The following is a 15334-nucleotide window of genomic DNA, read 5'->3' on the forward strand; positions in this document are numbered from 1 at the left end:
GTGCTTGTCAGGTGGTGTTCCTGATTTGCGGGTGCAAAGGTACGGCTTTTTTTGAAACTACCAAAACTTTTCGAGAGAAATTTTCATTTTTCATGCATTTTTCTGGTCGCTCTTGATAGATATCAATCGCAAAAACAGCTTCACATTATTATATATTATATAGACGGCGACACCATGCGCCAAAAACCGTGAGTTAATTCAAAACCCCTCGTGAATTAATTCATTGCCCTTTTTGAATTAACTCACACGTTAATTTCTGATAAAACGATGGTGATTGGGAAAAATTTGCGTACCTTTGCACTTTATTAGTATAGGTTAATTAAAAAGTATGTCGACGATATTACATATTGAAACCAGTACGGATGTTTGTTCCGTTGCTGTTTCGGAGGATTCGCATGTTATCTTCCAGCAAGAAGATCATAGCGGACCTAACCACGCAGAAAGTTTAGGTACCATGGTTGACGAGGCTCTCTCGTTTACCGATAATCACGCCATCCCTTTTGATGCGGTGGCTGTAAGTTGCGGTCCTGGCTCATATACCGGACTGCGTATTGGTGTATCGATGGCTAAGGGTATTTGCTACGGCAGAAACCTGAAGCTGATAGCTGTTCCTACACTGGAGCTGCTTTGCGTACCTGTATTATTAAGAGAGATTCCAGAAGAGGATGCCCTACTCTGTCCCATGCTCGATGCCCGACGCATGGAGGTGTATGCCGGTATCTACGATCGCGCCTTGAAACCTGTTCGTGAGATTGGCGCCGATGTGGTAACGGCCGAGACTTACAAAGAGTATCTGGATAAGCACCCTGTGTACTTCTTCGGTAACGGTGCCAAGAAGTGCATGGAGACCATCAATCATCCCAACGCCCACCTGATTGAGGGCATAGAGCCACTGGCCAAATGGATGCAGCCCCTGGCCGAGAAACGATTGTTGAACAACCAGACAGAGGATGTAGCCTACTTTGTGCCTTACTATCTGAAGGACTTTGTGGCCAAACTACCCAAGAAGCTCCTTTAATTAAGAATTTAGAATTTAAAGATGGATATAAAAGGATTAGATTACAACACACAGCGCGAGAAGCTGGTGATGTCGGAATACGGACGTGAGATCCAGAAGATGATTGAGTTGGCCTGCGAGCTGCCCAACAGAGAGGAGCGCCTGCAGTGTGCCCAGACCATCGTGAAGCTGATGGAGACCAAAAACCCACAGCTGAAAGAGAACGATGACTACGAGCAAACACTCTGGAACCATCTGTACCTGATGAGTCACAGAGAGTTGGAGATTGACTGGCCTTACGATATCAGCGAAGCCGACAAGATTCTTTCGAAGCCCCAGCCTATGAAGCTGCCTCAGGAGAGCGTGCGACTGCGCCACTACGGCAGATTGGTTGAGGAGCTCTTTAAGAAACTGAAGACTATGCCCGATGGTGAAGAGCGCGATGCGTTGGTAAGATACACAGCCAACCAGATGAAGCGCGACCTGGCTCAGTTCGGACATGGTTCGATGGACGATGAGCGTGTGGCCAGCGACCTGGCTCGCTTTACCGACGGCGCCATCCAGATTGACCTGAATGCTTTCAGATTTGAGAAAGTGGCTCAGGCAGATGAGAAAAAGAAGAAAAAGAAGTAACCTATATGGCATCATTTATCATTGAAGGCGGCCATCTGCTGCAAGGAACCATCACACCACAGGGTGCCAAGAACGAGGCCCTGCAGGTAATCTGTGCCACATTGTTGACAGAGGAAGAGGTGATTATCCGCAACATCCCGAACATTCGCGATGTGAACAACCTCATCCAGCTGCTACGTGATATTGGTGTGAAGGTAACCAAAAAGGAAGAGAATACCTATACCTTCAAAGCCGACGAGCTGAACCTGGATTACTTGCAGAGCGACGAGTTTGTGAAGAAGTGTGCTGCACTGCGAGGCAGCGTGATGATGATTGGTCCGCTTTTGGCCCGTATGGGTAAAGCCGTTATCACCAAACCTGGTGGCGATAAGATTGGTCGCCGTCGTTTGGACACCCACTTCTTAGGATTCGAGAAACTCGGTGCCACCTTTAACCGTGTGGAAGGACGCGACGTGTATGAGATCTCGGCCAAACAGCTGAAGGGCACCTACATGTTGCTCGACGAGGCATCGGTAACAGGTACAGCCAACATCATTATGGCCGCCGTATTTGCCAAAGGAACAACCACGATATACAATGCAGCTTGTGAACCCTATCTGCAACAGCTTTGTAAGATGCTGAACAGTATGGGTGCCCGCATCAGCGGTATCGCCTCGAACCTGCTCACTATCGAGGGGGTTGACAGTTTGCATGGCACCGACCACCAGATTCTGCCCGATATGATTGAGGTAGGCTCGTTTATCGGTATGGCAGCCATGTGCGGCAATGGCGTTCGCATCAAAGATGTAAGTGTTGAGAACTTAGGAATCATCCCTGATGCCTTCCGTAAGTTAGGTGTAGAAATCGAAGTTGAAGGCGATGACCTGTGGATTCCCCGTCAGGATCATTACGAGATACAATCGTTCATGGATGGTACCATCATGACACTGGCCGATGCCCCTTGGCCCGGCTTGACTCCCGACCTGCTGAGTGTACTGATTGTGGTTGCCACCCAGGCTCGCGGTAGCGTGCTGTTCCACCAGAAGATGTTTGAAAGCAGACTGTTCTTTGTGGATAAGTTGATTGACATGGGTGCCCAGATTATACTTTGCGACCCACACCGTGCCGTAGTGGTTGGTCACGATAGAAAGATTACCCTGCGCGGCGGTCGTATGTCGAGTCCTGATATCCGTGCCGGTATTGCGCTGCTGATTGCAGCCATGAGTGCCAAAGGTACCAGTCGCATCGACAACATCGAGCAGATCGACCGCGGTTACGAGAATATCGAAGCCCGTCTGAATGCTCTGGGTGCGAATATTGTTAGAGGTTAGAAATATGATAAGACGCGAGGACGTATATAAGATAGGTAAGTTGGGTAAGGCGCACGGCGTGAAAGGAGAGATTAGTTTTCTCTTCGACGACGACGTGTTCGACCGTACCGATGCCGACTACCTGATACTTGATATGGATGGTATCCTGGTACCTTTCTTTATAGAGGAGTATCGTTTTAAGACCGACGACAATGCCCTGATGAAGTTTGAGGGTATCGACACCCAAGAGCGTGCCAGAGAACTGACCGGCTGCGAGGTTTACTTCCCCCGTGAGATGGCAGAAGACGACGAGGAGCAGCTTTCGTGGGCAGCCATCGTGGGCTTTGAACTCATCGATGCCAACACCGGCAAGGTTGCAGGAAAAATTGCCTCGGTGGATGATGCCACTATCAATATCCTCTTCGAACTGGAAGACGGCAAACTGATTCCAGCTTCAGAAGAGCTGATTACTAATGTAGATACAAAGAAACAACAAATAATAGTAAAACTGCCGGAAGGCATTTTAGAATTATGAAGAAACAAATAGCCATTCTCGGCTCTACGGGGTCGATAGGAACACAAGCACTCGAGGTCATCGAGGAACATAGCGACCTGTACGAGGTCTATTGTTTGACTGCTAATAATAAGATAGAGTTGCTGGCCGAGCAAGCTCATAAGTTCAAGCCCGCAGCCATCGTGATTGCCAACGAGGCACGTTACGACGAGCTGAAGAGCCTGATGAGCGACATGCCCGACGTAAAAGTATATGCCGGTGCCCAGGCACTGAACGAGATTGTAGAAGCAGGTCCCATCCATATGGTACTCACAGCGATGGTTGGTTTCGCAGGACTGAATCCCACCATCCATGCCATCAAGGCCGGTAAGACCATCTGCTTAGCCAATAAAGAGACGTTGGTGGTTGCCGGTGAGCTGATTCTTCAGCTGGCCCAGCAGTACCACACTCCTATCCTACCAGTAGATAGCGAGCACTCAGCCATCTTCCAGAGTCTGGTTGGCGAGGATCAGAACCCTATAGAAAAAATTCTGCTCACCGCTTCTGGCGGTCCGTTCCGTCTGAAGTCGATGGAGGAGATTGCTCACGTAACCAAGGCCGACGCCCTGCGCCATCCAACATGGGACATGGGGGCTAAGATTACCATCGATTCAGCTTCGATGATGAACAAGGGCTTTGAGGTGATCGAGGCCAAGTGGCTGTTTGGTGTGGACGCCAAGCAGATTCAGGTGTTGGTTCACCCCCAGAGTATTGTTCACAGTGCCGTTCAGTTCCAGGATGGTAGCGTAAAGGCCCAGTTGGGTGTGCCCGATATGCGTCTGCCCATCCAGTACGCCTTCTCGTTCCCACAGCGTTTGCACCTGAGTGGCGAGCGTCTCGACCTCTTTAAAACCCAGCATCTGGAGTTCTTCGAGCCTGACTTGGAGAAGTTCCGCTGCTTAGCTCTGGCTTTCGAAGCTATCGACAAGGGTGGAAACATGCCATGTATCGTGAATGCAGCTAACGAGATTGTGAACCGTGGATTCCTGGAGGACAAATGCGGATTCCTGCAGATGGGCGACATCATTGCCGAGACCATGCAGCGTGCTACCTTCGATAAGAACCCCAGCTACGACACCTACATCGCTACCGATGCCGAGGCCCGTCGTATTGCTACAGAACTCATGAATAAATAATCAACAATGGATATCTTTTTAATTAGACTTTTACAATTCATGCTGGCCATTGGCCTGCTGGTGCTGCTCCATGAGGGTGGCCACTTCTTCTTTGCCAAGCTCTTTGGCATCCGCGTAGAGAAGTTCTATCTCTTCTTCGACCCCTCCATCTGGAAGTGGGACGGCAGTCTGTTTAAGATCAAGCCTAAGAACAGCGACACACAGTATGGTGTAGGTTGGTTGCCATTGGGCGGCTACTGTAAGATTGCCGGTATGATTGATGAGAGTTTTGATACCGAACAGATGAAACAGCCCGCACAGCCTTGGGAGTTCCGCAGCAAACCTGCCTGGCAGCGTCTGCTGGTGATGATTGGCGGTGTATTGGTAAACTTCCTGCTGGCCCTGTTCATCTACTCAATGATACTGTTCTACTGGGGCGACACCTATATCCCCACCAAGAACATGACCTTGGGTATGAAGTTCAACACCGAGGCTAAGCAGTACGGCTTTAAGGATGGTGATATCCTGGTAGGTACCGAGAACGGCGAGTTCAAGGACTTCAGTGCTGATATGTACCGTGCCCTGAGCGAGGCTACCCGTGCCGACATTATTCGTGATGGTAAGGCCATGAGCATCAAGTTGCCTGGCGACATCAATCTGTTAGGTATGCTGAAGGCAGAGCCCTCATTCGTTCGTCCACTGATTCCTGCCGTGGTTGACAGTGTGATTGAGAACACCCCTGCTGCCAAGATGGGATTGCAGAAAGGTGATAAGATTGTAGGCATCAACGGCAAGCCTGTTGACAGCTACAATGAGTTTACCGATCAACTCGGCATACTCGAGGATATGATGACAGCCGCCAAGACGCAGGCCGACAGCCTGAAGGTGCGCACTGCCACGATTGTAGTTTCGAGAAAGGAGATAGGAGGAATGAGTAAGGAGGATACGCTTGCTGTTACTCTGACACCTGATTTGAAACTCGGCTTCATGGTGCAGACCATCGCTGGCATCTACCAGCCCATCACCAAGGAGTATGGATTCTTTGAGAGTTTCCCTGCCGGAATAGCATATGGCATCAACGTGCTGAAGGGTTACGTGGGCGACATGAAGTATGTGTTCACAGCCGACGGTGCTAAATCGATTGGTGGTTTCGGCGCTATCGGCAGTCTGTTCCCACCCATGTGGGATTGGTATCTGTTCTGGAAGATGACCGCCTTCCTCTCAATCATCCTCGCCTTCATGAACATCCTGCCCATCCCAGCCTTGGATGGTGGACATGTACTGTTCCTGATTTATGAGATGATTACCCGCAGAAAGCCTTCAGAGACCTTCATGATCCGTGCCGAATACTTCGGATTCGGATTGCTCATCCTACTGATGGTATTTGCCAACCTCAACGACATTCTTCGTTGGTTAGGTTACATGTAGATTTTTTTAGCAAAAATATACAAAAGTATCACTTTTTGCTATAACATCCTATACATCAATAAGATACGAGAGTGATAGGTAATATCAAACCATCACTCTCTTTTTCTTATCATCTTTCACAACAAAACAACTTGTTTTGCTATCTAAAATCTATTGTTTTACCTTGTAAGATGTATTGTTTTAGAGCACAAAACAAGTTGTTTTGTTATCAAAGATATATTAGATAGCCTTGCAAAGACTATTGTTTTACCCTTGATATCCACACGAATGGCAGCTTTACCATTGGCAGCTTGGATGCGATAAGAACCAGTGTTGGTACCTTCGTTCTGGTGCATCAAACCATCGCCAACCATCGAAAACTCCACCCAATCCTTTGAATCCAAACAAGGCACCCCATCTTGGTCGCATATCTGCGCTGTCACCAAACCATCCTGACAGGTCAGTTTAATCTGTGCAGGTGCGCCCCATTTGGCCGTTTGGTAGTCGCATGTGATCTCATCAGTCAGGCGCCCCGACACTGCACGGATGTGATTTTTCCCAGCCACAAACGGCACCATCCAATGAAAACCCTGTGCGGGATAATCGGTCAAAGAGCGCTGTTTCTTACCATACGACACGCCGTTGACAAAGAGTTCCACCTCGGGTTCGTTCGAATATACCAGCACCTCTTTCTGTTCGCCCTCATTGCCCCAGCGGATAGGCCAGGTATGTCCATAGATATGCAGCATCGGTTTTTTCGACCAATAACTCTGAAACACATAATAGCTCTCCTTAGGTGTGCCATCGCGCTGGCAAACGCCCTTCTGATTTACATAGGGTATCGGGTTATTGGGGCGCAAGGGGGTACAAAAGTCCTTAAAAGTCCAGAAAGCCGACCCCGTCAGGTTGGGCATCTGTGCCTGTTCTTTCAGATGCCAGTCAAATAATCGCACCATATAACTCTCCGACCAATCGCCATTTCTGTCGCCAGCTTCTATGTCAAATCCGCTTTCTGCATGGCGCCCAGCATGACTGTCACCGCCCCATTCGGCATGTAAGAAACGCGGGAAACGGTTGATAGCCGTCTGTTCCATCTCGCGATAATCGGTAAACCTACGTGCATACCAACCAGCCCAGATGGAAGGCGAATATACATCCACGATGTCGGCACAGAAATCACAGCGCCGAATGGTGGTGAGGCGATTAGCATCCAACTGATGCGCCAGGGTATTCAGCGAGGTCATCAACAGTCGGATGCCCAGGGTGTCCACCTTCGTCCCGAAATCGCCCGGCCAGTCGTTCTCATTACCTAAGCCCCAGAGAATCACCGAAGGGTGATGGCGATGTTGCTGAATCATATTGGTCAGCATGCGATGCGCCTGTGCCTGATAGCGCTCGCCCCCCACTCCGCCTCGGCACCAGGGAATCTCTTCCCATACCAGTAAGCCCAGCGAGTCGCACAACTGTAGCACCAGATCATTCTGCTGATAATGCCCCAAACGGATAAAGTTTGCCCCCATATCCTTGATTTGTTGCATCTCACGACGAATCTGCTCGTCGGTCATGGCAGCCCCTACCCCAGCATGGTCTTCATGGCGGTGGGTACCGTTAAGCAGCAGTCGGCGACCATTGAGATAGAACGGTCCATGCGTTTTAAACCCGAATGTACGCAATCCAAAATGTTTCTCTATCTGCTGCTCACCATAACGGATGCGAGCCGTATAGAGTTGGGGATGATCCACATCCCAAAGCACAGGCTTCCTGATGGTAATCGGTCGACGGTTGGTACCCTTAAACACGCGTTTGCCATCAGGCGCCATGATTTCTACCTGGAGTGGGTACTGCTGATCGATGACCACCTGGTTTCCACACACATCGATACATACATCTTCGATATACTGCTTGGGCATATACAACAGATTGACGTGACGATAGAGGCCACCATAAAGACAGAAATCTGAGAGGTCCGAAGGTATCATCTGCACATCGCGACTGTTATCGCAGCGCACCACCACAGGCAGTCGGCCATTGCCATAACGTGTGATATCAACCGTCCAACGGTCGTAGCCACCCACATGTGTGCCAACAAGCATCGTATCCACATACACCTCGGTCTTCTGTCCTGCGCCTTCAAACTCCAGTAGCGTATGCCCTCCAGAATACGGATTCGCAACCTGTAACGTGGTACGATACCAACCGACACCCTGATAATACTTTATATCAGGGTTCACCCCATCGAGGGCATTATAGCAATGAGGCAGGTTTACCGACTGCCACGCATGAGCAGCATCCTGGCGTGCAAACTGCCAACCGGCATCAACACAAAGTTTAACCTGCGCGCTGGCAGAAGTCGCCAGCACACAGGCCGCAAGTATGAATCGAAAAGAATGTTTCAACATATTATAATCTCCTTATTTTAATACCCGACAAAGCAGTAACCGATGCCATAGGAATCACCAGACGGCTACCGGTATGATTCACAAAAAGTCTGCGTCGTGTAGCCACACCACCACCTCGTGCATCCTGTCGGCCTAGCAGATAAGCACTCGACGATTGGGACTTGCGAGGTTCTACCAGCAACAGTTCAACCTCATACCATCCTGTCGGCACGTCAAAGCAATAAGCCTCCATATTCTCGCGCATGGTCTGGTAGAGCGGGCCATCAGCCGTTAGCTGTATCTCCGTCTGCGTTTGAACAGCCTGACCACCGATATACCCCCAGCTACCCTCGCGGTATGGCTGGTCGGGCAACCAAGTAAGTGCAGAGGCATCCGACTGGAAATAGCAGTTACTCCCCACATTCACAGCAATCTCACCAGAAGGCTGTGCATAATTTACGATGGTCATATCCTCCACACCGTCAGCAACGGCATGCAATGTATTCCTGCCACAGGCAAAAGCCACATCAAACACGGTCTGATGGTTCTCAACCTTCTTTCTGCCTAACGAGCGGCCATTATGTATCAGCTCTACTTCCGACTGGTTTGAATATACTTTCACAGGCATCACGCACTCAAACGAAGTACGTTCAGACCAGTCGCGTGTGGCAATGTGAACCACCGGTTTCGGCAACCATGAGGCTTGGAAGAAATAATAAATGTCCTTAGGCTTACGGTTGTTGGTTACCAGACCTTTATTGTTAATGCGGGGCATCGACTCATCACGATTGGCCGAAGCAAAATCGATGAAGTTCCAATAAGCAGCGCCACAAACATAGGGTGTTTGTTCTATCACAGGCAGGTAATGCTCGGCGTAACGCTGCTGGTATTCCATCGAGAAGTCGAACGCCACGGCATTGACAGGCTGATGCAGTCGGCGGTCGCTACCTGCTCCATACTCGCTCACGATGATAGGATGCGACGGCTGCTGACGATGCTGGCGATCCAGGAAGCTCTCAAAATCATGCATATCCGAACCATACCAACCCTGATAAAGGTTCCAACCCACCACCTGGGGGATATCACTCAAGCCCACCTTATTATAATCGTTGCTACCATGAAATGCCATCACGCTCACACGTGTCGGGTCTTCTTCACGAACGATATCCTCCAGGCGACGTGCCAATTGCAGTGTGCGCTGAATGGTAGCATCCAGTTGTGCCCCCTGATAACGGCGTTGCGTCTGCAACAGGATTTCATTCATATAGCCCCAGAGAATCACAGAGGTATGGTGCTTATGCTGACGAATCATCTCACGCAACTGACATTCACAATTCTTGGCAAAGGCATCGCCTTCGGGTACGATATCCACCACAGGAATCTCCTCCCATACCAGCATACCCTCGCGGTCGCACATCTCCAACAGGGCCTCATCCTGCGGATAATGTGCCAGGCGCACAAAGTTGACGCCCATCTCCTTCATCAAACGGAAATCGCGGCGATGCTGATCGTCATCGAGTGCGATACCGAAAGGTTTCTGGTCCTGGTGAATACAAACACCATGTAGTTTATAGGGCTGACCATTCAGCAGAAAGCCCCGCTCGGCATCGAAAGCATACCAACGGATACCTACATAACGCTCCACGCGGTCGAAAACCACCTTACCATCGCCACGTTGTAGCGTGGTAACTACCTTATATAAATAAGGTGATTCGGGCGACCACAGCCGGGGATGCTTGGGCAGGGGTAATTCCAGGCGGATACTATCTGCCGTCTGTTTTCTACTTTCCGATAGCAGATGTCCTTCGGCATCCAGCAATCTGGTCGTCACCTCACAGTCGGCAGCCCCAACCACCCTACAGTCAACAGTCACCTGACAAGTGTCGGCAGTCACGTTCACGCCATCCAACAGTTCAAAATGCTGTGGTGCCTTCTCTACCAGCCACACATCACGGTAGATGCCGCCCATAAAGGTAAAGTCAGCCGAGATGGGGGCAATGGTCTCATCCTGATTACCCACTTTTACCTGTAGCGTATTAGCACCTTCGTGCAGATAAGGCGTGAGGTTAAAGGCAAACGCCGTATAACCGCCCACGTGCTGGCCAACGGTATGTCCGTTAACCAGCACCTCGGCATGTTTAAAGGCCGCATCTATCTTCAGCCACGTTTCATGGTCATTTCGCTCCCACATCAGTTGCCTCTCGTAAGTAAAAGTACCCTTTTGGTAGTCCTTCACCGTATAGGCATCGACATTCCACGTATGTGGCAGGTTAACGGGTGTTCCCTCGAATGTCCAACCATCGTTCAGGCTCCTCGTCGGCCAGTCAGCCGTCTGCCAGCCCGAGCGGTGCAGCGCCTCCAGAAAATAATAATCGGCATAGTTAATAGGCACATCAATCTCATCTTTGGCAGGATAGTTGCCTGTAGAATGTAGAAGCAGGAAGCCTTGCATGGTATTAGGTTCAGACCGATATCCTGACAACAAAGACGAGATGATTTTATCAGCGATACGCCGATATTCCTGAGCTTGTTGGACATCAGAAAAAGTGGCCAGTTCATAGAGTCCCGACGCAAAGACAGCTGCCGCCGATGCGTCGCGAGGAGCATTGGGAATGGCAGGATCGCGCATATCCCAATAAGGTATCAGGTCGGTCGGCATCTGCTGCTGGCCAAAGAAGAAACGGGCAATTTTCTGAGCTTGGCGCAGATAGGCCTCATCATGGGTATATCGATAGCACATGGTGAAACCATACAAGCCCCATGCCTGACCACGACTCCACACCGACTCATCGAACAGTCCCTGATGGGTGATACGCTTGATGACCTTACCATTCTCGGGATTGTAGTCAACCACGTGATACGACGAGCCGTCCTCACGGAAATGATTTCGCAGTGTGGTATTGGCATGACTCACTGCCATGTCGTAATAGCGCCGGTCGTTGGTGAGTCGCGACGCCTCGAACAGCAGTTCCAGATTAATCATATTGTCGATAATCACAGCAAACTGCCAACGGTCGGGCGTGCCCCAACTCCAGCTGCGGATACACCCCACCCGCTCGTTGAAACGCGTGGCAAGTGTCTTAGCCGACTGTATCACCACATCACGATAGGCCTGATCGCCAGTCAAGCGATAAGCCTGACCAAACGAGTTGTACATCATGAACCCCAAGTCGTGCGTACCGCCATGATACTTCACGTTCTCAATCAGCCACGTGTTCTCTGCTGCCTTTTCACGCCAGAAATCATCTTTCGAGTACTCATACATCTGCCATAGCGAGCCAGGGAAAAAGCCCGAGCACCAGTCGCGCATGCCAACCAGACGCAAAGAGCCGTCTTTCTCCACACAGCGTGGCATCATCCTACTTTTGTCGGTCGCATGCTGTCGAGCAGCCTCGGTATTCTCCAGCAGGTAGCGCAACTGTGTGTCGGCAGCCGCAAAGGCATGATCCATGCTACCTGGTTGGTAATACAGCAGGAAGAACCTATCGGCAAAATGCTTCACCACATGCTGCTGCGCCAAACGCAGATAATCAGTGCGTTTCGAATCCAACAGATACAAGCGATACAAGTCTTTGGCAAACAGGTTCTGCTTATAGTCCCACTCGCTAATCTGCTGATAAGGCCACGCCTGCACCTGTTTTCCCAAATACTGGGCCAGGAAATCGGCGGCTTTCTCTAACAGCGGTAGCGCTTCGGGCTGCATGCTGAACGATGCAGCGCGCGCTATCTGAAACACATCGATGATATGACTCAGGTTATACTGCGAATAGCCGAAAGCCAACGTGCGACGCAGTTCACGGGGCTGTTTGCCATCAGGTGCTATCTGTGGCACCATTCGCTTGGTAAAGAATTCACTCAGATACTGTTTCAATACCTTCTGATGACCTACATATCTGGCATAGGCTATCACCTGAACATCGCGCGCCGTAGAATGATTATTCAACTGCTGCCCTTCCTCGATACCTTGTTTACTGGTCAGTATCCAATTCAAGAACTGGGCAAACCAGCGCTTCATGCTTTTAGAATCGTTGACCGTAAACGCTTTTGAATGCTCTAACAATTGCACCGCATCCAGCATCTCTACAAAAGAGTAGCCATCAATCACCCCATAGCAGCGCCCCATACCGTCAAACTTACCTGGGATGGTTTGGGCATAGTTCAGATGAGGATTCATACGGGTGTGCTTATTGATAAACCACACACGCAACTGCTCGGTAGCTTTCTGGGCATAGCGCTCGTCGTTACTGAAGTACCATGCCAGCGCCAAGGTGGTGACACGTCCAGCCATCTCAGCCAGTTTGGGACGATCATAATGTTCGAGTTCGGGATTCGACTCGCCATCACGCACCACATAAGGCAATCCATCCGGCTCGTTGGGATCAGGCCAGTAGTAGCGCGACAAACTCAGATAATCGTGTTTATTGCCACTTACAGCTGCTTTCTCCTTCATCATCACCGACACCGGTTCGGCAGTCATCAACCTGTCGGCGCTGCTTATCAGCTGGTGATAGGCCGTAGCATAGGCCGGCTGCTCCAGGCAGGATTTCACCTGGGCCAGGTGCGCGCTGTCCCAAATAGACTGCGCACCTGCCTCGGCAACTAACAAAACCAACTGTATGAATACAACTAACCTATTCTTTATCATACCAAGCAATTACTGAATAGTGACTTTTACCTTGTAGTTTTGTGTAAAGCAATGTACCTCGTACTGACTATTGATGTTGTTAGGCGTATAGATCACGCCATCGGTCGAGCCATTCGAGATTCTCACCTTACCATCGGCATCTACATCCTTCGGGTCGAAAGTAGTGATTGTTACATCGCCCTTGGCACCGTTAAGCGCCTTCAGGTAGATGTGCTGCACACGATGGTTGTTGGTTGTATCCGTGCCCGTAAGCTGCCATGTCATGGCGAAAGCACCTTTGGCGTCCTGCTGCAGTTGATGGCCATCAGCATCAACAATCAGGAAATCGGTGCCCAACGTCAGGGAGTTATCTACATAATAGAAAGCCTCAGCATCGAAAGTACGCGCCCCCGCACACCAGAACTGAACAGGTATCTCTACCGTCTGTCCCTGAGCTACGGTATAGCCCACACCATTGTTCAGTCGGCCCCAGTCTTCAAAGCCGAAGTAGAACACATTCTCTGTTTCGGGATTATCGTTTCCCCAGGCATCATCGCTACAGCTTGAGAGCGACATGCCCATTATCATTGTGCACAAGGCACAAGCAATTATATGATATATCTTTTTCATAAATAAGCTTCTTTTGAGTTTGTTTTTATTGTTTACCAGCCGGGATTCTGTACCACATTGCCTTCGGATGTAGCAATCTCATAGGTTGGTATCGGGTAATAATAGTCTCTGCTGGTATCAAACGAGCGTGTTCCAGCCTCCTCTATCACATAGATATCGGCTTGATCGCACACTTTCTGGCCCTTATACATTCCGCCCTCGGTGGTCAGCCTGCTCTGCAAGTCCTCGCGCTGGGCACTGGTGTCGTCTTCATGATACTTCAGTCCGAGCATGGTTACTGGCAGCACCTTTTCGGCAATCTTCCAGCGGATGATATCGTTGTAGCGCAGACCTTCGTCGATAAACTCTACCAGGCGCTCACGACGAATCTCATCCAGGATGTTCAAACCATTCTGCTTGGCAAAGTCATTGGTGAGTTTAGCCTCAAAGCCACTACGGGCACGTACGGCATTCACCGTCTGGTTCAGCTGCTGGTCGGTGATGCTGCCATTCAGTTCATACAGCGCTTCGGCATACGACAGCAGCACCTCGGCATAACGGATAATCATCTTATCCACAGTCTCTTTGCTGTTGGTGGTCCACTCATCGAGCATAAAGCCCTTCTTGATGCCATAGCCATTGCCATGCTGATTGCTGAACGGGGTATAGCCGCCTTTGTAGGCCTCCTCATCCTTATGATAGATAGTCATAGCCAGACGTGGATCGCGGTTCACGAACACATCATCGTAGCGGGTCTCAGGTATCATAGCCAATGTACTCTTTTCGCGAGGCAGACCATCGGTATAAAGATACTGGTCGATGGCCTGACGGGTGATGCTCACACCATTCTCCAACTGTCGCGAGTTACCATGCATAATGGTGGCACCGGCGCCATTAGGACCATACACCTTGACAAACACGTTCTCCTTGTTCTGACGCCCCTCGCCATCAAAGTAGAACAGCTTCTGATAGTCGGGATAAAGCGCATGCTTCCCGCTATTGATGATACGCTCAGCAGCGTCTACTGCCACCTTGAGATGTGCTTTCGGGTCGCTGGTCAAACCATGATACTTAGCAAATGTACCCTCGTAGAGGCCAATACGCATCATCAAGCCACGTGCAGCCGACTTCGATACGCGCCCCCAATCGGCATCACTGCTCACGGCATCAATCTCGGGCAACCACTCCTCGGCAAACTTCAAGTCGCTATAGCACTGTTGGATAACCTCTTCGCGGGGTGTGCGTGGCATCTTGATATCAGGATCGCCGGTAGAGTCGAAAGCCTTCAGTATCAGGGGTACATCGCCATATTTCTTTACCAGATCGAAGAAGTGGAAAGCACGGAAGAAGTAAGCCTCGGCCATCCAGCGGTTCTTCTGGGCATCACTCAAAGGCGCCTGACTGCCCTTGGTGATGATGTTGTTACAGATACCTATCTTATTATAAGGGTTGGTCCAGTCGCCTGATGTCGAAGGCAGACTCCAGTTGCCGCTCGATGTGCCGTTGGCTGCTGTGCCGATAATATCGTCGGCACGACGGTCGTGGTCGAAACCAGGCAGATCCACATATAGTTTATTACAAGCGCCACGCAGGTCGGTCTCACTCTGCCAGAAGGTATTATCGGCAAGTGTTGTTTCTGGCAGGCGGTCCAACTCACAGCTCGTCAGCAGCATGGCTCCACAAGCCATACCTACAGCACATATTGATTTAAATATATTTTGTTTCATAA

At 50.1% G+C, this 15334-nt stretch carries 10 protein-coding genes; 6 read left to right on the forward strand and 4 right to left on the reverse strand.

The window, feature by feature from the left end; all coding sequences use genetic code 11:
• Window positions 1-328 precede the first annotated feature (328 nt).
• The 6 genes from tsaB to rseP are packed head-to-tail and all read left to right on the forward strand — an operon-like array spanning window position 329 to window position 6015.
• The gene (gene tsaB, locus BLU97_RS00005) at window positions 329-1018 is read left to right on the forward strand and encodes a tRNA (adenosine(37)-N6)-threonylcarbamoyltransferase complex dimerization subunit type 1 TsaB (protein ID WP_013063291.1); all 690 of its coding nucleotides are present in this window, start codon (window positions 329-331) and stop codon (window positions 1016-1018) included.
• A 21-nt stretch (window positions 1019-1039) separates the two neighbouring features.
• Window positions 1040-1630, forward strand: coding sequence for a DUF4290 domain-containing protein (locus tag BLU97_RS00010; RefSeq protein WP_074759677.1), 591 nt, complete (start codon window positions 1040-1042; stop codon window positions 1628-1630).
• A gap of 5 nt (window positions 1631-1635) precedes the next feature.
• Window positions 1636-2940, forward strand: coding sequence for a UDP-N-acetylglucosamine 1-carboxyvinyltransferase (gene murA, locus BLU97_RS00015; RefSeq protein WP_074759679.1), 1305 nt, complete (start codon window positions 1636-1638; stop codon window positions 2938-2940).
• Window positions 2941-2944: 4 nt separating this feature from the next.
• Complete coding sequence (gene rimM / locus BLU97_RS00020) at window positions 2945-3454, forward strand: ribosome maturation factor RimM (protein WP_074759681.1); 510 nt, start codon at window positions 2945-2947, stop codon at window positions 3452-3454.
• Window positions 3451-4608 (forward strand): 1-deoxy-D-xylulose-5-phosphate reductoisomerase, encoded by a 1158-nt coding sequence (locus BLU97_RS00025; RefSeq protein WP_074759682.1) that lies wholly within the window; start codon window positions 3451-3453, stop codon window positions 4606-4608. The genes rimM and BLU97_RS00025 overlap by 4 nt, the downstream gene beginning before the upstream one ends.
• 6 nt (window positions 4609-4614) lie before the next feature.
• Complete coding sequence (rseP, locus tag BLU97_RS00030) at window positions 4615-6015, forward strand: RIP metalloprotease RseP (RefSeq protein WP_074759684.1); 1401 nt, start codon at window positions 4615-4617, stop codon at window positions 6013-6015.
• Between the two features lie 158 nt (window positions 6016-6173).
• On the opposite strand, the gene BLU97_RS00035 is transcribed toward rseP, so the two are convergent.
• From BLU97_RS00035 to BLU97_RS00050, 4 genes are read right to left on the reverse strand one after another with little or no spacing between them, the layout of a single operon-like run.
• Complete coding sequence (locus tag BLU97_RS00035) at window positions 6174-8393, reverse strand: glycoside hydrolase family 2 protein (RefSeq protein ID WP_074759686.1); 2220 nt, start codon at window positions 8391-8393, stop codon at window positions 6174-6176.
• 1 nt (window position 8394) lies between these two features.
• Window positions 8395-13017 (reverse strand): alginate lyase family protein, encoded by a 4623-nt coding sequence (locus BLU97_RS00040; RefSeq protein WP_139208663.1) that lies wholly within the window; start codon window positions 13015-13017, stop codon window positions 8395-8397.
• Window positions 13018-13026: 9 nt separating this feature from the next.
• Window positions 13027-13626, reverse strand: coding sequence for a hypothetical protein (locus BLU97_RS00045; RefSeq protein WP_139208665.1), 600 nt, complete (start codon window positions 13624-13626; stop codon window positions 13027-13029).
• Window positions 13627-13658: 32 nt separating this feature from the next.
• Window positions 13659-15332 (reverse strand): RagB/SusD family nutrient uptake outer membrane protein, encoded by a 1674-nt coding sequence (locus BLU97_RS00050; RefSeq protein ID WP_175456269.1) that lies wholly within the window; start codon window positions 15330-15332, stop codon window positions 13659-13661.
• Window positions 15333-15334: the final 2 nt, after the last annotated feature.

The sequence above is a fragment of the Xylanibacter ruminicola genome, assembly GCF_900107775.1.
In the GTDB taxonomy this organism is placed as follows: domain Bacteria; phylum Bacteroidota; class Bacteroidia; order Bacteroidales; family Bacteroidaceae; genus Prevotella; species Prevotella ruminicola_C.